The organism is Acinetobacter sp. SW-226 (genome assembly GCF_055632855.1).
On record NZ_CM145752.1, the window covers coordinates 415145 to 438382 of the forward strand.

32 protein-coding genes and 1 pseudogene are annotated in these 23238 nt (G+C 42.9%); 28 read left to right on the forward strand and 5 right to left on the reverse strand.

Annotation, left to right across the window (positions count from 1 at the left end):
* The 23 genes and pseudogenes from rpsC to ACZ8ZH_RS02055 all read left to right on the forward strand — a co-directional run bounded on the left by rpsC (position 1) and on the right by ACZ8ZH_RS02055 (position 12756).
* A pseudogene (gene rpsC / locus ACZ8ZH_RS01945) lies at positions 1 to 817 on the forward strand (30S ribosomal protein S3).
* A complete protein-coding gene (rplP, locus tag ACZ8ZH_RS01950; RefSeq protein ID WP_004691317.1) occupies positions 757 to 1170 on the forward strand; it encodes a 50S ribosomal protein L16 in 414 nt (137 codons plus the stop codon). The pseudogene rpsC and the gene rplP overlap by 61 nt, the downstream one beginning before the upstream one ends.
* Entirely contained in the window at positions 1170 to 1367 is a 198-nt protein-coding gene (gene rpmC, locus ACZ8ZH_RS01955; RefSeq protein ID WP_004650482.1) for a 50S ribosomal protein L29, read from the forward strand. The genes rplP and rpmC overlap by 1 nt, the downstream gene beginning before the upstream one ends.
* Positions 1364 to 1621, forward strand: coding sequence for a 30S ribosomal protein S17 (rpsQ, locus tag ACZ8ZH_RS01960; RefSeq protein WP_004691314.1), 258 nt, complete (start codon positions 1364 to 1366; stop codon positions 1619 to 1621). The genes rpmC and rpsQ overlap by 4 nt, the downstream gene beginning before the upstream one ends.
* Before the next feature lie 92 nt (positions 1622 to 1713).
* A complete protein-coding gene (gene rplN / locus ACZ8ZH_RS01965; protein WP_004657680.1) occupies positions 1714 to 2082 on the forward strand; it encodes a 50S ribosomal protein L14 in 369 nt (122 codons plus the stop codon).
* Between the two features lie 9 nt (positions 2083 to 2091).
* Complete coding sequence (gene rplX / locus ACZ8ZH_RS01970; RefSeq protein WP_086208951.1) at positions 2092 to 2409, forward strand: 50S ribosomal protein L24; 318 nt, start codon at positions 2092 to 2094, stop codon at positions 2407 to 2409.
* A gap of 15 nt (positions 2410 to 2424) precedes the next feature.
* Positions 2425 to 2961, forward strand: coding sequence for a 50S ribosomal protein L5 (gene rplE, locus ACZ8ZH_RS01975; protein WP_086208950.1), 537 nt, complete (start codon positions 2425 to 2427; stop codon positions 2959 to 2961).
* 9 nt (positions 2962 to 2970) lie between these two features.
* Positions 2971 to 3276, forward strand: coding sequence for a 30S ribosomal protein S14 (gene rpsN, locus ACZ8ZH_RS01980; RefSeq protein ID WP_005180266.1), 306 nt, complete (start codon positions 2971 to 2973; stop codon positions 3274 to 3276).
* A gap of 12 nt (positions 3277 to 3288) precedes the next feature.
* Positions 3289 to 3684, forward strand: coding sequence for a 30S ribosomal protein S8 (gene rpsH, locus ACZ8ZH_RS01985; protein WP_004691308.1), 396 nt, complete (start codon positions 3289 to 3291; stop codon positions 3682 to 3684).
* A 13-nt stretch (positions 3685 to 3697) separates the two neighbouring features.
* The gene (gene rplF / locus ACZ8ZH_RS01990) at positions 3698 to 4231 is read left to right on the forward strand and encodes a 50S ribosomal protein L6 (protein WP_086208949.1); all 534 of its coding nucleotides are present in this window, start codon (positions 3698 to 3700) and stop codon (positions 4229 to 4231) included.
* Positions 4232 to 4245: 14 nt separating this feature from the next.
* Positions 4246 to 4596, forward strand: a complete 351-nt coding sequence (rplR, locus tag ACZ8ZH_RS01995; RefSeq protein ID WP_004650473.1) for a 50S ribosomal protein L18 — start codon at positions 4246 to 4248, stop codon at positions 4594 to 4596.
* A gap of 2 nt (positions 4597 to 4598) precedes the next feature.
* Complete coding sequence (gene rpsE / locus ACZ8ZH_RS02000) at positions 4599 to 5096, forward strand: 30S ribosomal protein S5 (protein WP_004691304.1); 498 nt, start codon at positions 4599 to 4601, stop codon at positions 5094 to 5096.
* Positions 5097 to 5102: 6 nt separating this feature from the next.
* Positions 5103 to 5279: a 50S ribosomal protein L30 gene (gene rpmD, locus ACZ8ZH_RS02005; RefSeq protein ID WP_005012961.1), complete on the forward strand. Its 177-nt coding sequence runs from the start codon at positions 5103 to 5105 to the stop codon at positions 5277 to 5279.
* Positions 5280 to 5282: 3 nt separating this feature from the next.
* Positions 5283 to 5723, forward strand: coding sequence for a 50S ribosomal protein L15 (gene rplO, locus ACZ8ZH_RS02010; RefSeq protein WP_004691300.1), 441 nt, complete (start codon positions 5283 to 5285; stop codon positions 5721 to 5723).
* 45 nt (positions 5724 to 5768) lie between these two features.
* Positions 5769 to 7088, forward strand: a complete 1320-nt coding sequence (gene secY / locus ACZ8ZH_RS02015; RefSeq protein ID WP_171264445.1) for a preprotein translocase subunit SecY — start codon at positions 5769 to 5771, stop codon at positions 7086 to 7088.
* A 19-nt stretch (positions 7089 to 7107) separates the two neighbouring features.
* Complete coding sequence (gene rpmJ, locus ACZ8ZH_RS02020) at positions 7108 to 7224, forward strand: 50S ribosomal protein L36 (RefSeq protein WP_000867907.1); 117 nt, start codon at positions 7108 to 7110, stop codon at positions 7222 to 7224.
* 107 nt (positions 7225 to 7331) lie between these two features.
* Positions 7332 to 7688 (forward strand): 30S ribosomal protein S13, encoded by a 357-nt coding sequence (gene rpsM / locus ACZ8ZH_RS02025; RefSeq protein WP_005012957.1) that lies wholly within the window; start codon positions 7332 to 7334, stop codon positions 7686 to 7688.
* Positions 7689 to 7707: 19 nt separating this feature from the next.
* Positions 7708 to 8094: a 30S ribosomal protein S11 gene (rpsK, locus tag ACZ8ZH_RS02030; RefSeq protein WP_004281491.1), complete on the forward strand. Its 387-nt coding sequence runs from the start codon at positions 7708 to 7710 to the stop codon at positions 8092 to 8094.
* 12 nt (positions 8095 to 8106) lie between these two features.
* Entirely contained in the window at positions 8107 to 8733 is a 627-nt protein-coding gene (rpsD, locus tag ACZ8ZH_RS02035; protein WP_086208947.1) for a 30S ribosomal protein S4, read from the forward strand.
* Positions 8734 to 8750: 17 nt separating this feature from the next.
* Complete coding sequence (locus ACZ8ZH_RS02040; RefSeq protein ID WP_004691292.1) at positions 8751 to 9758, forward strand: DNA-directed RNA polymerase subunit alpha; 1008 nt, start codon at positions 8751 to 8753, stop codon at positions 9756 to 9758.
* A gap of 18 nt (positions 9759 to 9776) precedes the next feature.
* Positions 9777 to 10142, forward strand: coding sequence for a 50S ribosomal protein L17 (gene rplQ / locus ACZ8ZH_RS02045; RefSeq protein ID WP_004691290.1), 366 nt, complete (start codon positions 9777 to 9779; stop codon positions 10140 to 10142).
* Between the two features lie 194 nt (positions 10143 to 10336).
* Positions 10337 to 11827, forward strand: a complete 1491-nt coding sequence (locus ACZ8ZH_RS02050; protein ID WP_086208946.1) for a flavin-containing monooxygenase — start codon at positions 10337 to 10339, stop codon at positions 11825 to 11827.
* 137 nt (positions 11828 to 11964) lie between these two features.
* Positions 11965 to 12756, forward strand: a complete 792-nt coding sequence (locus ACZ8ZH_RS02055; protein WP_086208945.1) for an alpha/beta fold hydrolase — start codon at positions 11965 to 11967, stop codon at positions 12754 to 12756.
* 34 nt (positions 12757 to 12790) lie between these two features.
* Here the strand turns inward: ACZ8ZH_RS02055 and ACZ8ZH_RS02060 are convergent, their stop codons facing one another.
* Complete coding sequence (locus ACZ8ZH_RS02060) at positions 12791 to 13963, reverse strand: acyl-CoA dehydrogenase family protein (protein ID WP_086208944.1); 1173 nt, start codon at positions 13961 to 13963, stop codon at positions 12791 to 12793.
* Between the two features lie 192 nt (positions 13964 to 14155).
* Here ACZ8ZH_RS02060 and ACZ8ZH_RS02065 point away from each other — a divergent pair, with 192 nt between their 5' ends.
* The 5 genes from ACZ8ZH_RS02065 to ACZ8ZH_RS02085 all read left to right on the forward strand — a co-directional run bounded on the left by ACZ8ZH_RS02065 (position 14156) and on the right by ACZ8ZH_RS02085 (position 19472).
* Positions 14156 to 14413 (forward strand): FAD assembly factor SdhE, encoded by a 258-nt coding sequence (locus ACZ8ZH_RS02065; protein ID WP_005401275.1) that lies wholly within the window; start codon positions 14156 to 14158, stop codon positions 14411 to 14413.
* 5 nt (positions 14414 to 14418) lie between these two features.
* Positions 14419 to 14805 (forward strand): protein YgfX, encoded by a 387-nt coding sequence (locus tag ACZ8ZH_RS02070; protein WP_086208942.1) that lies wholly within the window; start codon positions 14419 to 14421, stop codon positions 14803 to 14805.
* A gap of 520 nt (positions 14806 to 15325) precedes the next feature.
* Positions 15326 to 16363: a hypothetical protein gene (locus ACZ8ZH_RS02075; protein WP_119064794.1), complete on the forward strand. Its 1038-nt coding sequence runs from the start codon at positions 15326 to 15328 to the stop codon at positions 16361 to 16363.
* A gap of 71 nt (positions 16364 to 16434) precedes the next feature.
* Positions 16435 to 17007 (forward strand): rhombosortase, encoded by a 573-nt coding sequence (gene rrtA, locus ACZ8ZH_RS02080; protein WP_086208940.1) that lies wholly within the window; start codon positions 16435 to 16437, stop codon positions 17005 to 17007.
* Between the two features lie 182 nt (positions 17008 to 17189).
* Entirely contained in the window at positions 17190 to 19472 is a 2283-nt protein-coding gene (locus tag ACZ8ZH_RS02085) for a TRAP transporter large permease subunit (protein WP_119064796.1), read from the forward strand.
* A 75-nt stretch (positions 19473 to 19547) separates the two neighbouring features.
* Here the strand turns inward: ACZ8ZH_RS02085 and ACZ8ZH_RS02090 are convergent, their stop codons facing one another.
* From ACZ8ZH_RS02090 to ACZ8ZH_RS02105, 4 genes are all read right to left on the reverse strand, one after another.
* Positions 19548 to 20423, reverse strand: coding sequence for a DMT family transporter (locus ACZ8ZH_RS02090; RefSeq protein WP_119064798.1), 876 nt, complete (start codon positions 20421 to 20423; stop codon positions 19548 to 19550).
* Between the two features lie 61 nt (positions 20424 to 20484).
* Positions 20485 to 20904, reverse strand: coding sequence for a hypothetical protein (locus tag ACZ8ZH_RS02095; RefSeq protein ID WP_119064800.1), 420 nt, complete (start codon positions 20902 to 20904; stop codon positions 20485 to 20487).
* Between the two features lie 13 nt (positions 20905 to 20917).
* Entirely contained in the window at positions 20918 to 21136 is a 219-nt protein-coding gene (locus ACZ8ZH_RS02100) for a YheV family putative zinc ribbon protein (RefSeq protein ID WP_086208936.1), read from the reverse strand.
* A gap of 46 nt (positions 21137 to 21182) precedes the next feature.
* Complete coding sequence (locus tag ACZ8ZH_RS02105) at positions 21183 to 23225, reverse strand: M3 family metallopeptidase (RefSeq protein ID WP_171405812.1); 2043 nt, start codon at positions 23223 to 23225, stop codon at positions 21183 to 21185.
* Positions 23226 to 23238: the final 13 nt, after the last annotated feature.

Consider the following 23238-nt stretch of genomic DNA (forward strand, 5'->3'; position numbering starts at 1 on the left):
ATGGGTCAGAAGGTTCATCCAATCGGTATCCGCCTTGGTGTTGTAAAACGTCATAACGCCAACTGGTATGCGAGTCCGAAACAATACGCTGAATACTTGCTTAAAGATCTTCAAGTTCGTGAGTTTTTAACTAAAAAACTTAAGAATGCGATGATCAGCAATATTCTTATCGAACGTCCTACGGGCGCTGCTAAAGTAACAATTAGCACTGCACGTCCTGGTATCGTGATCGGTAAAAAAGGCGAAGATATTGAGAAATTACAGCGTGAACTTACTCAGATTATGGGTATTCCAGCGCAAGTAAGTATCAATGAAATTGATCGCCCAGACTTAGACGCTCGTTTAGTTGCTGAAGCAATCGCTTCTCAATTAGAAAAACGTGTAATGTTCCGTCGTGCTATGAAGCGTGCGGTTCAAAACACAATGCGTGCTGGTGCTAAAGGTATTAAAGTTGAAGTATCAGGCCGTTTAGGTGGTGCTGAGATTGCTCGTACTGAATGGTATCGTGAGGGTCGTGTACCTTTGCATACACTTCGTGCAGACATCGACTATGCAACTATGCGTGCTGAAACGACTTACGGTACCATTGGTGTTAAAGTTTGGATCTTCCGTGGTGAGATCTTGGGTGGCATGAAACAAGTCATGAACCCAGCTCCAGCTGAAGAACGTCCAGCTAAACGCGGTCGTGGTCGTGGTGAAGGTCAAGAGCGTCGTGGTCGTCGCAATGATCGTTCTGCTGAAAAAGGAGAATAATCCATGTTACAACCTAAACGTACTAAATTCCGTAAAGTGCAGAAAGGCCGTAACACTGGTCTAGCTCACCGCGGTAGCTCAGTATCTTTTGGTACAATCGCACTTAAATCTGTTGAGCGTGGTCAAATGACTGCTCGTCAAATTGAAGCAGCGCGTCGTACAATCAGCCGTCGTATTAAACGTGGTGGTAAGATCTTTATCCGTGTTTTCCCAGACAAGCCGATTACTTCTAAGCCTCTTGAAGTGCGTATGGGTAAAGGTAAAGGTTCTGTGGAATACTGGGTTTGCCAAATCAAACCAGGTAAAGTCTTGTACGAAATTGATGGTGTTAACGAAGAATTGGCTCGCGAAGCGTTTACGCTTGCAGCTGCTAAACTTCCGTTTAAAACCACTATCGTGACTCGGACGGTAATGTAATGAAAACTAAAGATCTACGTGAAAAGTCGGTAGAAGAGTTGACAGCTTTGCTTGATGAGCAACAGCTAAACCAATTCCGTCTTCGTATGGCAAAAGCAACTGGTCAATTGGGTAAATCGCATGAAGTTGCGCTTACTCGTAAGACAATTGCTCGTATCAAGACACTCCTTACCGAAAAACAGGGGAACGGACAATGAGTGAACAAACAGTTCGCACGTTAACCGGCAAAGTAGTAAGCGACAAGATGGACAAGTCTATCGTAGTACTTATCGAACGCCGCGTTCAACACCCGTTGTATGGCAAATCAATCCGCCGTTCAACTAAATTACACGCTCACGATGAGAACAACACAGCTAAAACTGGCGACGTTGTGACTATCAAAGAAAGCCGCCCAATTTCTAAAACTAAGTCTTGGACTCTAGTTGAAGTTGTTGAAGCTGCTGCTGAGTAATTAGACGTATCTGTTGCATCATCGGTTAATTTCGAGTACTCTTTGAGCCTTTCGAAATTGTGACCGGTGATGCTCGGTTTTGGAGTAGGGCAATGATTCAAACCGAAAGTATGCTAGACGTAGCAGACAATAGTGGTGCTCGCCGCGTACAATGTATTAAAGTACTTGGTGGTTCACATCGTCGTTATGCTTCTGTTGGCGACATTATTAAAGTTACTGTAAAAGAAGCTATTCCACGCGCACGTGTTAAAAAAGGTGACGTGATGAATGCTGTAGTTGTACGTACAAAATTCGGTATCCGTCGTCCAGACGGTTCAGTGATTCGTTTCGACGATAACGCTGCTGTTATTTTGAACAACAACAAAGCGCCGATTGCAACTCGTATTTTCGGACCAGTGACTCGTGAACTTCGTACTGAACAGTTCATGAAAATTATTTCACTGGCTCCTGAAGTTCTATAAGAGGCAATCATGGCTAAGATTAAAAAAGGCGATCAAGTAATTGTGATCGCAGGTAAAGAAAAAGGCAAACAGGGTACTGTTCTGTCTGTTTCAAATGACCGTGTTATGGTTGAAGGCCTTAACTTGGTTAAGAAGCATCAAAAGCCAAACCGTGCAACAGGTGCTGAAGGCGCTGTCGTTACACAGGAAGCTTCGCTTCATATTTCTAACGTGGCAATTTTTAATGCTACAACCCAAAAGGCTGACCGTGTTGGTTACCAAGTGATTGATGGCGCGAAAACTCGTGTTTATAAATCAAATGGTGAATCAGTGGCGGTAGCGAAGTAATAGGTTGAAAAGGCAATGGCCAGACTTAAAACGCGTTACAACGACGAACTTAAGGCTCAATTACAAGAGACTTTAGGCGTTAAAAATGTGATGGATATTCCTCGCATTACTAAAATCACGATCAACATGGGTGTTGGCGCAGCTGCTGCTGACAAAAAACTCCTTGATGGTGCTCTTGCTGATATGCAAGCTATCGCTGGTCAAAAACCAGTTCTTACATTAGCTCGTAAATCAATCGCGGGTTTCAAAATCCGTGATGGTTGGCCGATTGGTTGTAAAGTTACTTTACGCGGCGAACGTATGTACGAATTCTTAGACCGTTTGATCTCGATTGCGATCCCTCGTATCCGTGACTTCCGTGGTTTCTCTTCGAAATCATTTGATGGTCGTGGTAACTACTCAATGGGTCTTAAGGAACAAATTATGTTCCCTGAAATCGATTTTGATAAGATTGATCGTATTCGTGGTATGGATATTACCATCACTACGACTGCTCGCACCGATGACGAAGGCCGTGCGCTTATGCGTGCATTCGGCTTCCCGTTCAAATAAGAGGTCGATATGGCTAAGAAAAGTATGATTAATCGCGAATTGAAACGCGAAGCTACTGTTGCTAAATACGCTGCAAAACGTGCTGAATTAAAAGCTGTTATTGCAAACGTAAATGCAAGCGACGAAGAGCGTTTCGAAGCGATGATGAAATTACAAGCATTACCACGTAATGCATCTCCAGTACGTTTACGTAACCGTTGTGGTTTAACTGGTCGTCCTCATGGTTACTTCCGTAAGTTCGGTTTAAGCCGTAACAAATTACGCGATACAGTAATGCAAGGTGATGTACCGGGCGTTGTTAAGGCAAGCTGGTAAGGAGCACTATAGATGAGTATGCAAGATACCGTTGCCGACATGTTAACTCGTGTTCGTAACGCACAAATGGCGAAGAAGCAAACTGTTTCTATGCCAAACTCTAAGTTGAAGGTTGCGATTGCAAATGTTCTTCAACAAGAGGGTTACATTTCAAATGTAGAAGTTGCTGATGCTGAAGGCAAAGCGACGCTTACTTTGACTTTAAAGTATTTCGAAGGCAAACCAGTTATCGAAACTGTGAAACGCGTAAGCCGTCCTGGTCTACGTCAGTATCGCGGTAAAGATGCACTTCCAAGCGTTAAGCAAGGTTTAGGTATTGCAATTGTTTCTACAAGCAAAGGCATCATGACTGATCGCGCTGCACGTGCTGCAGGTATCGGTGGTGAAGTTATTGCTTTTGTTTCTTAATAGGTGATTCCTCATGTCTCGTGTGGCTAAAGCCCCAGTAACTGTACCTAACGGTGTAACAGTTACTCAGAACGGCCGGCAGGTCGAAGTGAAAGGTAGCAAAGGTACTTTGTCTTTCACCCTGCATGCGCTGGTCGAGCTTAAACAGGAAGACGGTATTCTAGCGATTGCTCCAAAAGCTGAGTCGAAAGACGCTTGGATGCAAGCTGGTACTGCTCGCGCTGTGCTTAACAACCTTGTAAAAGGTGTGAGCGAAGGCTTCGAACGTAAGTTACAACTTATCGGTGTTGGTTATAAAGCTGCGGTTAAAGGTAACATTGTTAACCTTAACCTTGGTTTCTCTCACCCGATCGACTATACGCTTCCTGAAGGTGTAACTGCTGAAACTCCTACAGCAACTGAAATTATTCTTAAATCTGCTGATAAAGCACGTTTAGGTCAAGTTGCTGCAGATATCCGTGGTTACCGTCCACCAGAGCCTTATAAAGGTAAAGGTGTTCGTTATTCTGACGAAGTTGTACTTCGTAAAGAAGCTAAGAAGAAATAAGGCGCGAGGTTCTTATGAACGAAAAGAAACAATCCCGTTTGCGTCGTGCGAAAAGCACACGCTTGCACATTCGTGCATTGGGTGCGACTCGTTTGTGTGTAAACCGCACTCCGCGTCACATCTATGCTCAAGTTATCTCAGCAGATGGTGGCAAAGTTTTAGCGCAAGCTTCAACTTTAGATGCTACTTTACGTGCTGGTACAACTGGTAACGTTGAAGCAGCTACTAAAGTAGGTGCTTTAATCGCAGAACGCGCTAAAGCAGCTGGTGTTACTAAGGTTGCATTTGACCGTTCTGGTTTCAAATATCATGGTCGTATCAAAGCCTTGGCTGATGCTGCTCGTGAAAACGGCTTGGAGTTCTAATCATGGCTAAAGTTGAACAAAACGAAGGTCTTGTTGAAAAGCTGGTTGCCGTTGATCGTGTAGCCAAAGTTGTTAAGGGTGGTCGTATCTTCTCTTTCACAGCACTAACTGTGGTAGGTGATGGTAATGGTCGTGTAGGTTTTGGTCGTGGTAAAGCACGTGAAGTTCCAGCTGCTATTTCTAAAGCACTTGAAGCTGCTCGTCGCAACATGATTACTGTTGACCTTGTTAACGGTACTGTACAACACCCTATTAACGCGCGTCACGGTGCAAGCCGTGTTTACATGCAGCCTGCTTCTGAAGGTACTGGTGTAATCGCTGGTGGTGCTATGCGTGCAGTTCTAGAAGCTGTTGGCGTACGTAACGTATTAACAAAATGTTATGGTTCTACTAACGCTGCGAACGTAGTAAACGCGACTTTTAATGGTCTGCGTGATATGACTTCTCCTGAGAAGGTTGCTGCGAAACGTGGTCTTACAGTAGAACAAATTCAAGGGTAATCAATCATGAAAACGATTAAAGTTACCCAGACTAAATCTTCATCGCATCGCTTGAAAAATCACAAGCTTAGCCTTAAAGGTTTAGGTCTGCGTCGTATTGGTCATACTGTAGAAGTGCAAGATACGCCTTCTAACCGTGGTATGATCAACCAAGTCTACTATATGGTTAGTGTAGAGGAATAAGCCATGACTCTGCGTTTAAATGAGCTTGCACCTGCTGAAGGTGCAAAACGTGAAAATCGTCGTCTAGGCCGTGGTATCGGTTCTGGCGTTGGTAAGACTGGTGGCCGTGGTGTCAAAGGTCAAAATTCACGTAAGAGCGGTGGTACTCGTCCGGGCTTTGAAGGTGGTCAAACTGCGTTATATCGTCGTTTACCTAAATTCGGTTTCACTAGCCAAATCGCTTTAAAAACTGCTGAAGTACGTTTATCTGAGCTTACTAAAGTTGAAGGCGACATCGTTAGCCTAGAAACTTTAAAAGCTGCAAACGTTGTACGTAAAGATATGTTACGTGCTCGTATCGTACTTTCTGGTGAAATTACTCGTGCATTCACTGTTCAAGGTGTTGCTGTGACTAAAGGCGCTAAAGCTGCTGTTGAAGCTGCTGGCGGTAAAGTCGAGGAGTAATCGCTAGTGTCTATGTCTCCTAGTTCTTCAGGTCATGTCAATATGATGAAAGGCCAGCCATTTCATGTGAAATACCGTGAAATTATACGCCGTATGATGTTTCTCATCGGTGCATTATTGGTTTTTCGACTAGGAGCACATATTCCAGTACCAGGCATTAATAATGCCGCACTTGAAAATCTTTTTAATGCAAACCAAGGCACGATCCTTGGTTTGTTTAACATGTTTTCAGGTGGTGCATTAGAGCGTATGTCCATTCTTGCTCTTGGGATCATGCCGTACATTTCTGCATCGATTATCGTGCAGTTAATGTCTACAGTTATTCCTTCGCTGGAAGCTTTAAAAAAAGAAGGCGAACAAGGCAAGCGTAAGATTAATCAGTATACGCGACAAGGTACATTGTTCCTTGCACTTGTGCAGGCAATTGGGATGTGTGCTGGTCTGATCAGTCAAGGCATTACCTTAACTGCAGGTCTGGCTTTCTACGTACCAGCTGTAACCTCTTTGGTTGCAGGTACAATGTTCTTGATGTGGTTGGGTGAGCAAATTACCGAACGTGGGGTGGGGAATGGTATTTCCATGATCATCTTCGCCGGTATTGTTGCAGGATTGCCGAATTTGATTCTGCAATCACTATCATCAGTAGATAATGGTCAAACCAGTCTAATCGGCTTGGTTATTTTTGGTGTGTTATCTCTGGCTGTATTAGCTGCAATTGTGTTTATTGAGAAGGCGCAACGTCGTATTCCAGTAAACTATGCTCAAAAACAACAAGGACGTCGTGTGTTTACTGCACAACAGTCGCATTTGCCATTAAAAATTAATATGGCGGGTGTGATCCCAGCGATTTTCGCAAGTTCATTGCTTTTGTTCCCTGCGAGCTTAGGGCAATGGGTGGGTAGTGCAGATCCGAATGCGGGTATTATCAAACGTAGTTTGCAAGATTTGGCATTGGTGCTTTCGCCTGGTCAGCCGTTGTATTTGGTGCTCTTTGGTGCGTTAATTATCTTTTTCTGTTACTTTTATACAGCGCTTGTATTTAGCCCGAAAGAAGTATCGGAAAACTTGAAACGCAGCGGGGCTTATGTACCTGGTATTCGTCCAGGTGAGCAAACTGCTCGTTACTTAGATCATATTCTTAACCGTTTGACATTTATTGGTGCGATTTATATCACCATCATTTGCTTAATGCCGATGATTTTACAAAGCTCATTTGGTATTCCATTTTCTTTAGGTGGAACATCTTTGCTGATTGTTGTGGTGGTAGTGATGGACTTTATGGCTCAGCTGCAAGCACATCTCACCTCGCATCAGTACGATAATCAAACGTTAATGAGAAAAACGACTGCTCATCCTAAGGGATAAGCGCACTTGAGGTTTCATCATGAAAGTACAAGCTTCTGTAAAGAAAATTTGTGGTAGCTGTAAAGTTATCCGTCGTAATGGGGTTATTCGCGTAATTTGTAGCGCAGAACCTCGTCATAAGCAGCGTCAAGGTTAATCTGATCAAGACCTGTTGATTTCAGTAGGCTAATTAGGTTATTATCCGCCCCTCAAGATTTTTGTGGGGCGGTTGATTGTCTTAACTGCCTTTTTGGAGAAAATTGAATGGCTCGTATTGCCGGTGTAAACATTCCGGATAACAAGCATGCTGTTATCTCTCTAACGTACATCTTTGGTATTGGTCGCCACACTGCTAAGAACATCTTAGCTGCTGCAGGCATCGCTACTACTACTAAGATCCGTGAATTAGATGACGCTCAGCTTGATGCGATTCGTGCAGAAGTTGCTAAGGTTCCAACCGAAGGTGATTTACGTCGCGAAATTTCCATGAACATTAAACGTTTAATGGATTTAGGCTGCTACCGCGGTCTTCGTCATCGTCGCAGCTTGCCTGTCCGTGGTCAACGCACCAAAACTAACGCACGTACCCGTAAAGGTCCGCGCAAACCTATTAAGAAATAAGATTTCTGGAAGCTAAAAGATGGCTAAAGATACTCGCGCACGCAAGAAGGTCACTCGTACCGTCTCTGAAGGTGTTGCACACATTCACGCTTCTTTTAATAACACCATTGTGACTATTACCGATCGTCAAGGTAATGCACTGGCTTGGGCTACCTCTGGTGGACAAGGCTTCCGTGGATCACGTAAATCAACTCCGTTTGCTGCTCAGGTAGCTGCTGAAGTTGCTGGTAAAGCTGCTTTAGATTACGGTTTGAAAAACTTGGACGTCCTTGTAAAAGGTCCTGGTCCTGGTCGTGAGTCTGCGGTTCGTGCTTTAGGTGCAGTGGGTTATAAAATTAACAGCATTACCGATGTGACGCCAATCCCGCACAACGGTTGCCGTCCACCTAAAAAACGTCGCGTGTAAGGAGAAACATTCATGGCTCGTTATATTGGTCCAAAATGCAAACTCTCTCGCCGCGAAGGGACAGACCTGCAATTAAAATCTGGCGTTAAACCATTTGACGTCAAAACTAAAAAAGCTGCTAAAGCTCCTGGCCAACATGGCGGAGCTCGTGGTGGTAAACAATCTGAGTATTCACTACAATTACGTGAAAAACAAAAAGTACGTCGTATGTACGGTGTTTTAGAGCGTCAATTTAGTAATTACTATAAAGAAGCTGCTCGTGTTAAAGGCGCAACAGGTGAAAACTTGTTGAAATTGCTTGAAAGCCGTCTTGATAACGTCGTTTATCGCATGGGTTTTGGTTCTACACGCGCAGAAGCTCGTCAGTTAGTATCTCACCGCTCAATCACTTTGAATGGCCGTCGTGTTAACATCGCGTCAATCCAAGTTAAAGCTGGTGATGTAATTGCTGTACATGAAGGTGCTAAACAACAATTGCGTATCAAAAACGCAGTTGAATTAGCTGCACAACGTGGTATCCCTGCTTGGATGGAAATTGACCATTCTAAGTTGGAAGGTACGTTCAAAGCTGCACCAGATCGTTCAGATTTACCTGCTGAAATCAACGAAAGCTTGATTGTAGAATTGTATTCTAAATAATCCTTGAGGTAGCAATAATGACGCGTACTGCAAATGAGTTTCTAACTCCGCAAGCGATCAAGGTCGAAGCGGTTAGCGGGACCTCGGCAAAAGTTATTCTAGAACCCTTAGAGCGTGGCTTTGGTCATACTCTGGGCAATGCTTTACGTCGCATCCTTCTTTCTTCTTTGCCTGGCGCTGCTGTGGTTGAAGTTGAGATTGAAGGTGTCGAGCACGAGTACAGTACTTTGGAAGGCTTGCAGCAGGACATCGTCGAGCTCTTGCTGAACCTAAAAGGATTGTCTATTAAGCTGTTCGATCAAAATGAAGCTTATTTGACATTAGAGAAACAAGGTCCTGGCGACGTAACTGCCGCTGACCTTCGTTTACCTCATAATGTTGAAGTGGTTAACCCTGAACATTTGATCGGTACTTTAAGTGCTTCAGGCTCATTAAAAATGCGCTTGAAAGTTTCTCAAGGTCGTGGTTATGAAACTTCTGACTCGCGTTTCCCGGAAGGCGAAACTCGCCCTGTAGGTCGCTTACAGTTAGATGCTTCTTATAGCCCAATCAAACGTGTGTCTTACACAGTGGAAAACGCTCGTGTAGAACAACGTACAGACCTTGATAAATTGGTCATTGATCTTGAGACCAATGGTACAGTTGATCCAGAAGAAGCGATCCGCAAAGCGGCAACAATCTTGCAACAACAAATTGCAATTTTTGTTGATCTTCAGAAAGATCAAGCTCCTGTTGCTCAAGAACCTCGTGAAGAAGTTGATCCAATTTTGCTTCGTCCAGTAGATGATCTAGAGCTTACTGTTCGTTCTGCTAACTGTTTGAAAGCAGAAAACATTTACTACATTGGTGATCTAGTACAGCGCACTGAGGTTGAGTTACTCAAAACTCCTAACCTTGGTAAAAAATCGCTTACTGAGATCAAAGATGTTCTGGCTTCAAAAGGCTTACAACTCGGCATGCGTTTAGAGAACTGGCCACCAGCTAGTCTCCGTATGGACGATCGTTTCGCCTATCGTAGCCGTTAATTAAGTAGGACTATCACCATGCGTCATCGTAATAGTGGTGTGAAATTAGGCCGTACCAGCAGCCATCGTAAAGCGATGTTTCAAAACATGGCTAACTCTTTGTTTGAGCACGAGTTGATCAAAACAACTGTGCCTAAAGCAAAAGAGTTACGTCGTGTAGCTGAGCCTTTAATCACTTTAGCTAAAAACGATACTGTTGCAAACCGTCGCTTAGCGTTTGCTCGTACTCGTTCAGCAGCAACTGTTGGTAAATTATTTACCGTTCTTGGCCCTCGTTACAAAGAACGTAACGGCGGTTATCTACGTGTTCTTAAAGCGGGCTTCCGTGCAGGTGATGCTGCGCCGATGGCTTACGTTGAACTAGTAGATCGCGAAGTTAAATAATTTCGTAGAACTATTCAGTTGTTCTTAAAAAAAGACCGGTGTTTCACCGGTCTTTTTTATGTCTTATTGTTTAACAATTTGTTTATTTTGACCCGTATTGACACATTTTGTGGGAAATATGCTTAAACTTGACATTGTGTATTGTCAGCTTTGTGGTTTAATAGGAACAGAATATAAGACAGGATAAAAACAACATGGATAAGCACGTCGATTTACTGATTGTAGGTGCTGGTATTTCTGGTATTGGTCTTGCAGCACATTTAACCAAGCATTGCCCACAACGTTCTTTTGAGATTATTGAACGTCGCGATAGCTTTGGTGGTACTTGGGATCTATTTAAGTACCCCGGAATTCGTTCTGATTCTGATATGTCGACCTTTGGTTTTAATTTTAAACCATGGCAGCAGGCGAGTGTACTGGCTGATGGTTCGTCGATTAAAGGCTATTTATCCGAAGTGATAGATGAACAAAAGCTCAAAGAAAAAATTCATTTTAAGCATCGTGTTTTAAGCGCCAATTATGATTCTGCACTAAAGAAATGGCAGGTGGTGATTGAGAATGCGAAAGGTAAAAAAGAGAACTGGATTGCAAACTTTGTGTTTGGTTGCACAGGCTATTATAACTATGATCATGGTTTCCAACCTGAGTTTCCAAATCAACAGGCATTCAAAGGGCAGTTTATTCATCCACAGTTATGGCCTGAAAACTTAGATTATCGCGGCAAAAAAGTAGTGATCATCGGTAGTGGCGCAACAGCAATTACGCTAGTACCTGCGATGGCCAAGGGTGGGGCTAGTCATGTGACCATGTTACAGCGTTCGCCAACCTATATTGCTTCAGTGCCATCTATTGATTTTGTATATGACAAAATGCGTAAAGTGTTACCTGAAGATGTAGCGTATAAACTGACTCGTGCGCGTAACATTGGGATGCAACGTGGAATTTATGCACTCGCGCAGAAACAACCGAAACTGCTACGCCGACTGCTGTTACAGTCGATTAAGATGCAGCTCAAAGGTAAAGTGGATATGAAACATTTTACCCCTGACTATAATCCGTGGGATCAGCGCTTATGTGTGGTGCCAGACGGTGATTTATTTAAAATTCTTCGTTCAGGTCAAGCCAGTGTTGAAACAGATCAGATTGAGCGCTTTACTGAAACGGGTATTCAATTAAAGTCTGGTCAGCATTTAGAGGCGGATATTGTTGTCTCAGCGACAGGTTTAGAAATTCAAATCTTGGGCGGCATTCAAGCAACGATTGATGGCGAACCTTTAGACACATCTAAACATATGTTGTATCAAGGCGTGATGGTCAGTGATGTGCCGAATATGGCGATGATTATTGGTTATATCAATGCCTCTTGGACTTTAAAGGTGGATATTGCCGCAGAATACATTTGTCGTTTACTCAACTATATGGATCAAAAACAATGGACTGAAGTGATTCCTCAAGGGGATGCGACTGAGCTAATGCAAGATACGGTGATGGGAAGTTTAAGTTCTGGTTATATCGCACGTGCAGCAGGTGTTATGCCAAAACAAGGCAAGCATGCACCTTGGAAAGTGTCGAATAACTATTTAGCTGATCGTAAAGCATTAAAGAATGCTTCTTTTGAGGATGGTATACTGAAATTTGCTAAACGTGAGCTAGCATTGGATCAGAAACCCAAACTAGTGTCCTAACTTGCAAAACGACATAGATATGAAAGGAGCTTAGGCTCCTTTTTTAATGACTTGAGCAGTTCTCTTTTGGGGCTTTCTTTCAGGTTTGAACTATTAGATGATTTTGAACACTGAGAAAACAAAGAATAGGAAATGCGTTGAAAATCTTAGAAGAAGTCCATCAAATTCAATATACAGAATATAGGATTCACGCCAAAAAGTGGCAAACTGATTCGGGCGATCTATCTTTGGCACCCATAATTTTAATGCATGATTCATTAGGCTCAGTGAGCTTATGGCGAGATTTTCCTGCACAGCTGGCTCAGGCAACAGGCCGTGTGATTTATGCTTATGATCGACTGGGTTTTGGTTTATCCGATGCTCATCCGACTTCACTGGCATATAGTTTTGTATCCACGGAAGCCACACAGTGCTTTAAAGCAGTTTTGGATTATTTCTCGATACAGGATTTTATTATCCTTGGGCACAGTGTCGGAGGTGGGATGTCGATTGCGATTGCAGCAATTTATGCAGAATGTTGCCACGCCTTAATTACTATCTCTGCACAGTATACCGTTGAAGAGCTGACTCTAGCAGGCATTCGAGAGGCAAAACTAGGCTTTCAACAAGCAGGGCAAATAGAGCGTTTAGCCAAATACCACCCGAACAAAGCACAGTGGGTGCTTGATGCATGGACTGAAACATGGTTGGCCCCCGCTTTTCAGGATTGGAGTCTGGCTGAGATAATAGGCGGTGTCTGTTGTCCGACGTTGGTTATTCATGGTGAACTAGATGAATATGCAACCACGGCACAACCACAACAAATTTTTTCAGGGGTCACAGGACAAGCCGAATTACAAATTTTAGAGGGACTGCATCATATGCCGCATAAAGAGCAACCCGATTTGGTGGTTGCGTTGATTGCGGACTTTCTTGAAGCAAATATATAAATGCAATAGCCCATCTAGAGATGGGCTATTTGAGTTAAAGAGAACGTGAGATGAGTTCTTTCATGATTTCATTGGTGCCTGCGTAAATACGATTGGCGCGATTATCTAAATAGGCACGTGCAATTGGATATTCCAACATATAGCCATAGCCGCCATGTAGTTGCAGACATTCATCCACAACTTTAGAAAACATCTCTGAAATTTTATATTTAGCTGCTGCTGCTGCGTCAACCCCCAAATTATCTTCGAGTTGTAATTGCATACAACGATCCAGATAAGCCCGGCAAAAGTCAATTTCTGTACGCAACTCTGCCAGTTTAAAGCGGGTATTTTGAAAGCTAGAGATACTTTTTCCAAAGGCTTTACGCTCTTTGGTGTACTGAACAGTATGTGCCAGTGCTGCTTCTGCACCCGCTTGGCAAATAATCGCCACTAGCATACGCTCCCAAGCCAATTCCTTCATTAACATCATAAAGCCCATGCCTTCCAAACCGAGCAGGTTCTCTTTAGGGACTCGGACATGATCAAAAAATAATTCGCAGGTGTCTTGTCCTTTCATTCCAATTTTATTGAGAGGTTTGCCTTTACTGAAACCTACACGATCAGCTTCAACGATGATTAATGAGAGATTAGCTGAACCTTTCTCACTGTCACCCGTCTTACAGACCACAATCGCCATATCGCAGAGATAGCCATTGGTAATGAAGATTTTAGAGCCATTGATAATATAGTCATCTCCCTCTAAAACAGCCGTTGTTCGTACCGCTTGTAAGTCTGAGCCTGTGCCAGGTTCAGTCATCGCGATGGCTGTGACGGTTTCACCCGAAGCCATCCGCGTTAACCAATAGTGTTTTTGTGCTTCACTGCCAAAGTTATTGATATAGTTCGCGACAATGTCAGAGTGTAGTGAAAACCCTGTCGAGGAATCCATGGCATAGGCTTGTTCTTCAATCAAAATCATACTGTATAAACGGTCTACACCCGAACCACCATAAGCTTCAGGCATGGTGGCACACAGTAGTCCCATGGCGCCTGCTTTATTCCATAGCTCACGATCGACATGTTGTTGTTGTTCATATTTTTCAATATTGGGAACAACTTCTTTGGCATAAAACTTTCGCACAGTTTCTCGAAATGCCTCATGTTCAGCATTAAATAAATTACGCGGCAGCATATTGGTTAACGGGCGAATCGCGCCTGATTGCATGGAAGCTCATCCTGATGTTGTTATTTTGCTAGAAGATTAGTGAAAAGCAGGACATGCGACAATGGACTGAATGCTCAAATGCGGTTGATTTTTTGATGGGTTTTGCCAGTTGAAAAAATTGCGACATTTAACTAGTGGCGAGGGAGGTGTGATCGGTTAAACTAAGCCGTTGTAATTCATCTGGGGAATGTAATGACTGAAGAAATGAGCTTGGAAGAGCGTAAAGTAATCTACCGTGCACGTCGTGGTTTAAAAGAAATTGATGTGTACTTTGATCCTTATGTGAAAAATTATTATCTTCAGGCGGATCCTGCGGAAAAGGCCATGTTTGCAGCATTGGTTGAACAAGAAGACCCAGATTTATTGGACTGGTTCATGGAAGTGTCTGAACCACCGCACCCTGAAATGAAAACCTTGATTCAAAAGTTAAAGCATTATGTACATGGATAAGTGTAATGGATAATCGTCATTTTCAACTGAAACCTAGCCGTTTGGCTTATGTATTTCAGTTGTCAATTTATGCCATTTTAATGTTTGTACTCTATCAGCTATTGCCTTTGTGGTTATGGCTGATTGCTTTGGTCGCAGGTTTTATCTTATATCTGTTTTTTCTACGTGGGCCGCAACACTTTCAATTACAGTATTTGGATGGTCGAGATTGGTCCTTGTCGCATAAAACGCAAAGCGATGTGCAGCGTGTGCAGATCAGTCATATTATCGACCATCGTGCGTATATCGTGATCTATTTTCAACATTTCCGTGCCAAACCGATGTTGGTCTGGTGTGATCAGTTATCCTTGAGACAGTGGAAAGCGTTGAAAATACTCACCAAAATGCAGTAATTGTTGGACAATATTAGCTTTTATACTCTAACCAAACTATTGAAAAATAATAAATATAAACTGATTTCATCTCTCTTTGTCTGACAGTTCGGAACAAATTTAACGCTATTTTCAAATTGTCAGACAACATTCTTATAGTTTGTTGTTCTTAAAATGTACATTCAAATCACCAACAGCAAACAAGGATAATCTTATGATGATTCCAACTTGGATGTTTCTAGTGGTAGCAATTGTGTTAGCGATTGTTATAGGACGATTAGGAACAGTGCTGAAGGAACGATTTGCACCAAACAAAGCCTAGCTAGGCTTCTCAGTTCATAAGTAGCATGTGCCGAACCGTCGCTATGCTACTTTTTTTTGCCTGAAAAAAAATATGGGTGTCATTTAAGTCAATTTTCCGCTTTTTATTTCATGGCAGAGTAGTAGTCGGATTTAGAGTAAATACTCTTTTCTTCGGAAATTGCTTCTGCTATGTTTGTCAGCACGGACGCATACAATTATACAAATAGAGGACAGGAAAATGTCGCAAGTCCAAAAAATAGGCCAAGGTATGGCTGTTGTAGCGATTACAAGTTTATTATTTTCGGGTTGTTCACAAGTGGTTAAAACAGGTGCTAATGTTGCACTTGGGTTTAGTGAAAAACATATTGTTCCGCCTATATTGGCTATGGAAGATGCAGAGATGGTCTGCAATTCAGGCAATGCTTTGACGCCTGCGATTATGTCGACCAAAGATATGGGCGCAGACCCAACACGTATTGCGGTTTTACTCTATTCGGCTTCAGGTATTTGTGCGGAGAATCAGGCGCTAGAGTCTGAGCTTCGTTATTTACGTGCCTCTAAAGCAGGTAATGTTTCTGAAGCACAGGATGCGCGTATTGAACAAAAACGTTGGGCTGCTATTGCTGCACAGCGTCAATATACAGGCTATCAATTGTTCCAAAACCGTTGGGAAAAAAAGTATAAAAAGCAACTGGGCGAAGGTTGCCCAAAAATGAACAGCGATTTGGATCAAACTGTATATATGCTGGGAATGTTGAGCGGTCTACAAGCGATGACCAATGATATTAACTCAGGTGGTGCAGTCAATGTTCCTAAAGACATTGCGGCTATTGTCGAGCGTGGCATGGTGTGTCTAGACAATGAAAAGTTTTGGGGTGCACCGAATGCAACACGTGCGGTGATTTGGACCTTATTGCCAGGTGCGGGTGAAGGTAAGCCTGATCCATATCAGACTTTAAAACAATCTATGCAAATCGGCGAGCAAAAAGGGGTGCGTTTAGCCCATGCGATGTATGCTATTGCAGCGCAAGCCAGTGGTGATGATGCGAAAATTCGTGATGCCTTGAAAAGTTATGCGGCTGCACATAGTGATGAAAAACAGACTAATCCACAGTTTAAGCTGATTGATAGTATGGCTTCGAGTATGGTACAAGGCATTTCTGATCGTTATTGGACTGAACATACAGGGACACGAACAGGTGATGGTGGTATGGCGCATTTCTGGGATGAAAAAGAAGATCGTTCAGAGTTGGATGAACTGTTTAATGAAAGTTAACCAATTTTAAACTGAGCCATGTAGTCAAAAAAATAACAATAAATAAATGAGTCACAGCATAAGGGCATGCGATGCAAGATCAATTTCTATATAGAAAAATCATTTTGATTGCGTTCGTCGTATCAATTTCGGCATGCCTACAGATTTTTAAAGATCAATTTATTTATTGGCGTGTGGATATTTTTCCTGAAGTTTGGCGTTTGTGGACTGCGCACTGGGTGCATGTGGGATGGATTCATTTTGCCCTTAATATGTTGGCATTTATGTGTCTGCCTTTTATTTTCCCACGCGTGCGTGTCTGGCATTTTGTGGCGTTATTGCTGATTTTACCGCCATTAATTAGTCTCAGTTTTTATTATTTTTTGGCCGATATTGAAGCCTATGCTGGGCTGTCAGGTGTATTGCATGGGATGTTCACTGCGATTGCCATCGTCCATTTGCTTTACCGTAAAGAGCGGATGTTTGCGAGTTTGGTGTTGTTTCTCATTTTAGGCAAACTGATTTGGGAAAATACCCTTGGGGCGAGTGCTACGGCTGAACTGATCGGGAGTCCAGTCTTAGTCGAAGCACATTTATTGGGTGTGATCTGGGGGATTGTGATTGCAGCTATGTATTTAATCGGGGTGAATCTATTTGATGAGTAATCTATTGACCTAAATTCTAAAAAGAAAATCCAGATTGTCATATTCAAAAATATAAATTTGATGCAAAGATAAACAAAACAAAAATCTAAAGGCATCGAGAAAGGACAAGCTCAAGCCGACAAAACGACAGGTTCTACAGCGTATTACGCCGAATAGAACTGCAAATAAAAATAGGAAACAACATGCAGAATCATGGACAGAGCAGATCAGGACTCGATCTGCTGAAGTATATATGGACGGAGTGGATTTCCACTTTCTTAATTCTGATTTTACTGTTACTTACGCTATTAATAGGTACAGGTGAAATGATTCATGGTCAGTTACTCCGTATGGGAGAGCGCCTGTATGGTGACCCTGCCACAGGCATGCAGTACTCTTTTTTAAGGGCTGAACCGACCAAACCCGAATGTAATCGTCACCCTAATGTGGATGCAATGGTCAAAACTCAAATGCAAGCCAATGCTGCCGATGAGTTTGCAGACTTTTTTGGTACTGCTTCAGAAGCGGATGTGCGTGCGTCTATTTTGGCAGGTGTGCAACAGTGTGAGGAAAAGTATCAATTTTACGATAAAGCCATGCTACACATGGAGGCACATCCAAGTATTCGTGCCTATCGTAATTTTGAAACGACCTTTTTCGGTATTTTTAAATTTGGGACAGAAAATCGTGCCATTCTGTTGATTTTTATGGTGGTCTTAGCTGCAATTAGCGCGACATTAAAAATCCATCATATTGGTTTACGTGGACCTGCAACCAAGTTGGATTATCGTGTTTATAGTCTACTGATGACACTGGGTAATGGGTTATTAACCTACTCAAGCATTAGTCAATTTAACTCAGTCAAAGACTCGGGTGTGCCAATGAATGGCGAAACCCAGCTGATTTATTGGCTGTGGATGATTTTGTTTTCAGTACTCACATTGATCAGTGTTTGGCAGTTGTTTATCCCACCGAAAGAGGCTAAAGCAGGTGGGCGTCTTGGTTTTGCTTTTCTGAGTGTGCCTTTATATGCCTACATGGCGGTGATCACGGGTGTTGCTTTTATCTTCTTTATGGACTACCCAATGGGGCAAGGGATTTATCTTGGTCAGTTGGTTGAGTTCTCGAGTATTTTTCTTAATTTAGCGCTGTTCATTTGGGCGGGTATGTTACTGAAACAGACACGCGTTGTGGATCTGTTTTTAAATATCTTACGCCCATGGAACTTGGCACCTGAAACACTCACATGGTTGATTTTAATCGCTGCAGCTTTACCGACTGCATATACAGGTGCTTCAGGGATCTTTGTGATTGCAGCAGGGGCGATTATTTATAAAGAAGTCTGGAATGCGGGTGGTCGTCGCCAGTTTGCTCTAGCTGCAACGGCAATGTCTGGTTCGCTAGGTGTCGTGCTACGTCCGTGTTTATTGATTGTTGTCGTAGCATCATTAAATAAAGAAGTAACTACAGATCTGCTTTATCAATATGGTGTCTATACGTTCTTACTGACTTCAACTTTATTCTTGGTTGTGTCTTTGTTCTTTGCTGAAAGTAAATTCCGCATCGCATCACCGAGTGTGGCAGCGCCAAAATCAGGGCGTGCTTTCCTTGCTGTGGTTCCGTATATAGCAATTTTTGTTCTGATCTGGATGTTCTATAAGTATCTATTAGACACTGATCTGAATGAATTTACAGCGCCAGTGATGATGCCTGTCATTTTATTGATGATCGTGTTATTTGATAAATTACGTCATCAACCTGCGCCACTGCCTGCGGTTGGGCACTGGGATGAAACGCTGACTGCAAATTATAATTCCAATAATGAGCCTGCTTTAGCGGGTGCGCAAGTTGCTCATGCAGAATATCGTGAAGGGCTACATGGCAATGCAGCAGATGATGGACAAGTGGTGAATCATGGCGTGGTTCAATCGAGCTCTATGGATGTATTGCGCCAAGTTGGTTTTTGGAAGTCGATGCATATCTCGACCAGTGAAACGGTTGGGCATATTGGTGCTTTGGTCATTTTAATGGCACTTTCAGTCAGTGTAGGTGGATTGCTTGAACGTACGGAGGTGATGAGTTTCTTCCCAACCGATATTAGCAGTACATTCTTGGTCATTACTCTGATTGTGGGATTGATGGTCTTTGTTGGGATGATTATGGATCCGTTTGGCGCCGTGATTTTGATTTCTGCGACGGTTGCCCCTGTGGCCTATCAATATGGTATTCATCCTGTACATTTCTGGATGATCACCTTGATTGGTTTTGAGTTGGGCTATGTGACACCACCTGTTGCACTTAATCATCTCTTGGCAAGGCAATCTATAGGTGATGCAGAGGTGAATGAGGCCGATGCAGAGGTTCGTCATCTGTCTTTCTATTATCGTTATGAGCGCTGGATTTTGCCTTTAATTGTACTATTCCCAGCAATGTTGATCATTGCCTATGTGCCTTACTTCTTTAAGTTATTCGGTTGGTATCACTAAGATTTAAATAAACTTGGAACATTAAAAAAGCATCTTCGGATGCTTTTTTATGCTTTGGATTTATTGGAGAGCTTGCTAGGGACGTAGTCGTCTTTGCAACAGAGGGCTACAAACCACAATTGCCAATAAAATCAGGGCAAAGCCAATCAAACTATAAAAATCAGGAGTTTCTCGCCAAAATAAATAACCCCAGAGGCCTGCAAAAATAATTGCGACATAATTTACAGGCCCAATTTGACCTGCAGGCGCCAGTCGATAGGCATGAGACATCACCAGTTGGCTGATATTGGCAAGTAGGCCCGCTCCAATCAGGAAGCTTAGTTCTGTCCATGTGTAAGGACGGATATGCCAAAACATGGGAATCATGGAAATCAGGGTACCAATAGAGCAGAAATAAAAGACAATGCGCTCAGGCGGTTCGGTTGCAGTAAGTGCACGTACTGTGACAAAAGCCATGGCCGCTAAAAAACTAGCACTGAGGCCAATGAAGGACAACTGATTCCATAAGCCAGCATCAGGTTTCGCCACACATAGGACGCCTAAAAGCCCAATCAACGCGGCAATCAGCATTGATCTCGTGATTTTTTCTTTTAAAAATAGCCAAGCAATCAAAGGAATAAAAATAGGAGACGAATAAGTAAAGACCATGGCATTTGACAGTTTTAAGTGAGCAATCGCGTAGAAAAAACCATACATCGCGACAAGCCCAACCATGGAGCGCCAAGTGTGCATCCACAAACGTTCTGTTTTAAAAAAGCCCAGTCCTCGCTGTAAAATCAGCGGTAAAAAAATAAATAAACCCACGAAGTTTCTGAAAAAAACAATGCTGGCATTATCCACTGTATGTGAAGCATAGCGAATACACACCCCCATCAAAGAAAACAGCAGCGCTGAAACAATGAGTAGGGCTATGGCTTTAAGCACGCTAGATGAGGTGGTCTGAGTAGACATGATAAAAATACACTAGAGTATCGGTTGATATTCTAGCGTATTTAAAAAGTGCAAAGGGGGATTACTGTGTTGCCAGTTGGGCTTCTAACAGTTTAATTTGTTCTTCTTTGAGTTTCATTAATTCATCAGCATCTTTATGCTGCGCTTGCAAGGTAGTTTCTTGTTCTTTGAGTTGAGTTTGAATGTCGTCCAGTTTGGCTACTTCTTCTTTGGCTAAAGATGAATTTTCAGGCACAGGGGATGTTAAAATATCCTCTTCAACCAATTTCACCGTATTTTCTGCTGCTGCCTTTGATGCCGCATTTTGCACTTCTGGAATGGCTTTCACAGTGGGTTGAAGCAATTCTGCTTGATGAGGGGGTGTTTCAGGTTCTTGTGAGGCAAAAATCCATTGATACAGCGCAAAAATCGCAATGATTGCGACCAGACCTGCTGTAATTCCCCAGAGCAATTTAGGATTGTTGTGTTGTACGGGTGACATTCGACTCGACCTTTTATTCTTTGGATTGACGCGGTTTAAATTGAATGACCCCAACTTCGTCTGGGGTAGCTGGGATCTGAGGCTCGTCTACATGGGTAGGTCGGTTCTCAGAATAACCACAGTCGATACATTCAATCCATTCATCGTCATTCGAGGTAAGCATAACGACACGATCCATTGCCTGACATTTAGGACATTTTGCACCTGCAATGAAACGGCGTTTAAGAGTCATTAGACTTACCTTCTGAACAATTTAGGCGCTTAGTTTACTCACATTTTTAGCGGTTCGTCCAACCTTGATGACGAAGTAAAGCATCTATTTTTGGCTCACGTCCACGGAAATTGATAAATGCATCAAGTGCAGTATCTTTTCCGCCAACTGCTAGAATAAATTGGCGAAATTCTTTGCCAGTGGCAGTATTAAAAATTCCTTCATTTTCGAAACGATCGAAGGCATCACTCGCCAAAACTTCCGCCCATTTATAAGAATAATAACCCGCCGCGTAGCCACCTGCGAAAATATGGCTGAAACTATGTTGAAAGCGGTTATAAGGCGTGGTTTCTAAAACAGCATACTGTGCACGGATCTCATTTAAGGTGGCTTGGATTTGATCCGCTTTTAAAGCAGGGGCTGTTTTATGAATGCTGAGGTCGAACAGGGCAAACTCAATTTGACGTAGACTTTGCATGCCAGACTGGAAGAAACGTGCATCCAGCAAGGCTTTGAGTAGATTTTCTGGTAAGGTTTCTTGGGTGTCAATATGAGCACTGAGTAAGTCTAAGCTTTCGGTGTCCCATGCCCAAAACTCCATGAATTGGCTTGGTAGTTCAATTGCATCCCATGCTACGCCGTGTGTGCCCGCAACAGCAATATTGTCGACTTCGGTTAACATATGATGTAAACCATGTCCAAATTCATGGAACAAGGTAATGACTTCATCATGAGTCAATAGTGCGGCTTGATTACCGACAGGTGGGGTAAAGTTACACACCATATAGCAAATCGGTTTTTGTAGGCCTTGCGTTGTTTGGGTACGTGAACGGAAACCACTCATCCATGCGCCACCACGTTTGCCCTGACGTGCATAAAGGTCAAAATAGAATCCACCAACCACAGTACCTTGATCTTCGAGTTCAAAATAGCGTGCATCCGGATGCCATACGGGAGCTTCACGCTCGACAATTTGAATCCCATAAAGACGGTTCACAATACTAAATAAGCCCTGCAAAATTTTAGGTGCAGGGAAGTAGGGCTTGAGCGCTTCTTGAGATAAATTAAACTGTTGGACTTTCAGTTTTTCTGAATAATACGTACTGTCCCACGGTTTTAACTCTTCAATGCCATCTTCAGCGGCAATCGCTTTTAGCTCAGCTACTTCTTTGAGCGCAGGGGCACGTGAATGTTCAGCCAAATCACGTAAGAATTGATCCACCGTGGCTACATTTGGCGCCATTTTGCTGGCCAATGAAAGCTCGGCATAATTGTTGAAACCTAACAGTGCTGCCATTTCCTGACGTAGGCTTAAAATATCTTCCATCACCGCGGTATTATCAAACTCAGCATGTTCAGACTGGTCAGATGCACGTGTAGTATAGGCACGATACAACTCTTCGCGTAAAGGGCGGTTTTCTGCGTAGGTCATAATCGCCAAATACGACGGAAAGTCTAAAGTGGCGACGGGTTGATCCAGTTCACGTTGTTGACCATATTGTTTTAACAGCTCAACACTGCTTTGGGGGAGGCCTGCCAGTTCATCTTTCGTTAATGGTTTGAAGTAGGCTTGGGTTGCATCCAAAACATGGTTGGAAAAGTCCGATGACAGTTGTGATAAGCGTGCCGAGATTTCTGCATAACGTTTTTTGGCTTCACCTTCTAAAGCCACCCCAGACAGTTTGAAGTCGCGCAGCGCAAGTTTAATCGCACTTTGTTGGGCTTCAGGGAGGTGATCAAATTGCGCAGCATCATGAATGTGTTGATAGGTTTGATACAGTGCTGTGTGTTGACCCAGTTCGGTATAGTACTCACTTAATGCAGGTAATAAAGACTGATAGACCTCGCGGGTTTCAGTATTGTTCATCACGGCATTGAGGTGAGACAGTACGCCCCACGCTTCGCTCATATTGTTTTCTAGAGTATCGACTTGCGCTAAGACGGCGAGTTGTTCTTCATTCGACTCCGGAACCAAGGTCAGATCTTTTAAGAAATGTTGACCCTGTTGAATGGCTTGTTCAATCTGTTGTTGGAGTTGTACTAAGGTGATTTGATCAAACTGTGGAACAGGCAAAGTTGCTTTTTCTAATGTCATGCTGTTAAGCCAAATAAAATGTTGAGTT

Excerpts from the sequence above, each read along its gene's own strand:
- rplN (WP_004657680.1), top strand. The coding sequence starts at position 1,714 with ATGATTCAAACCGAAAGTATGCTAGACGTAGCAGACAATAGTGGTGCT.
- rpsN (WP_005180266.1), top strand. The coding sequence starts at position 2,971 with ATGGCTAAGAAAAGTATGATTAATCGCGAATTGAAACGCGAAGCTACT.
- ACZ8ZH_RS02100 (WP_086208936.1), bottom strand. The coding sequence starts at position 21,136 with ATGACTCTTAAACGCCGTTTCATTGCAGGTGCAAAATGTCCTAAATGT.
- ACZ8ZH_RS02050 (WP_086208946.1), top strand. The coding sequence starts at position 10,337 with ATGGATAAGCACGTCGATTTACTGATTGTAGGTGCTGGTATTTCTGGT.
- rpsQ (WP_004691314.1), top strand. The coding sequence starts at position 1,364 with ATGAGTGAACAAACAGTTCGCACGTTAACCGGCAAAGTAGTAAGCGAC.
- rplE (WP_086208950.1), top strand. The coding sequence starts at position 2,425 with ATGGCCAGACTTAAAACGCGTTACAACGACGAACTTAAGGCTCAATTA.
- ACZ8ZH_RS02070 (WP_086208942.1), top strand. The coding sequence starts at position 14,419 with ATGGATAATCGTCATTTTCAACTGAAACCTAGCCGTTTGGCTTATGTA.
- rplP (WP_004691317.1), top strand. The coding sequence starts at position 757 with ATGTTACAACCTAAACGTACTAAATTCCGTAAAGTGCAGAAAGGCCGT.
- rpmC (WP_004650482.1), top strand. The coding sequence starts at position 1,170 with ATGAAAACTAAAGATCTACGTGAAAAGTCGGTAGAAGAGTTGACAGCT.
- ACZ8ZH_RS02085 (WP_119064796.1), top strand. The coding sequence starts at position 17,190 with ATGCAGAATCATGGACAGAGCAGATCAGGACTCGATCTGCTGAAGTAT.
- secY (WP_171264445.1), top strand. The coding sequence starts at position 5,769 with ATGAAAGGCCAGCCATTTCATGTGAAATACCGTGAAATTATACGCCGT.
- ACZ8ZH_RS02040 (WP_004691292.1), top strand. The coding sequence starts at position 8,751 with ATGACGCGTACTGCAAATGAGTTTCTAACTCCGCAAGCGATCAAGGTC.
- rplR (WP_004650473.1), top strand. The coding sequence starts at position 4,246 with ATGAACGAAAAGAAACAATCCCGTTTGCGTCGTGCGAAAAGCACACGC.
- rpsK (WP_004281491.1), top strand. The coding sequence starts at position 7,708 with ATGGCTAAAGATACTCGCGCACGCAAGAAGGTCACTCGTACCGTCTCT.
- ACZ8ZH_RS02090 (WP_119064798.1), bottom strand. The coding sequence starts at position 20,423 with ATGTCTACTCAGACCACCTCATCTAGCGTGCTTAAAGCCATAGCCCTA.
- ACZ8ZH_RS02095 (WP_119064800.1), bottom strand. The coding sequence starts at position 20,904 with ATGTCACCCGTACAACACAACAATCCTAAATTGCTCTGGGGAATTACA.
- rpsH (WP_004691308.1), top strand. The coding sequence starts at position 3,289 with ATGAGTATGCAAGATACCGTTGCCGACATGTTAACTCGTGTTCGTAAC.
- ACZ8ZH_RS02065 (WP_005401275.1), top strand. The coding sequence starts at position 14,156 with ATGACTGAAGAAATGAGCTTGGAAGAGCGTAAAGTAATCTACCGTGCA.
- rpmJ (WP_000867907.1), top strand. The coding sequence starts at position 7,108 with ATGAAAGTACAAGCTTCTGTAAAGAAAATTTGTGGTAGCTGTAAAGTT.
- rpmD (WP_005012961.1), top strand. The coding sequence starts at position 5,103 with ATGAAAACGATTAAAGTTACCCAGACTAAATCTTCATCGCATCGCTTG.
- rplQ (WP_004691290.1), top strand. The coding sequence starts at position 9,777 with ATGCGTCATCGTAATAGTGGTGTGAAATTAGGCCGTACCAGCAGCCAT.
- ACZ8ZH_RS02075 (WP_119064794.1), top strand. The coding sequence starts at position 15,326 with ATGTCGCAAGTCCAAAAAATAGGCCAAGGTATGGCTGTTGTAGCGATT.
- rplX (WP_086208951.1), top strand. The coding sequence starts at position 2,092 with ATGGCTAAGATTAAAAAAGGCGATCAAGTAATTGTGATCGCAGGTAAA.
- rpsM (WP_005012957.1), top strand. The coding sequence starts at position 7,332 with ATGGCTCGTATTGCCGGTGTAAACATTCCGGATAACAAGCATGCTGTT.
- rplF (WP_086208949.1), top strand. The coding sequence starts at position 3,698 with ATGTCTCGTGTGGCTAAAGCCCCAGTAACTGTACCTAACGGTGTAACA.
- rrtA (WP_086208940.1), top strand. The coding sequence starts at position 16,435 with ATGCAAGATCAATTTCTATATAGAAAAATCATTTTGATTGCGTTCGTC.
- rpsD (WP_086208947.1), top strand. The coding sequence starts at position 8,107 with ATGGCTCGTTATATTGGTCCAAAATGCAAACTCTCTCGCCGCGAAGGG.
- rpsE (WP_004691304.1), top strand. The coding sequence starts at position 4,599 with ATGGCTAAAGTTGAACAAAACGAAGGTCTTGTTGAAAAGCTGGTTGCC.
- ACZ8ZH_RS02060 (WP_086208944.1), bottom strand. The coding sequence starts at position 13,963 with ATGCAATCAGGCGCGATTCGCCCGTTAACCAATATGCTGCCGCGTAAT.
- rplO (WP_004691300.1), top strand. The coding sequence starts at position 5,283 with ATGACTCTGCGTTTAAATGAGCTTGCACCTGCTGAAGGTGCAAAACGT.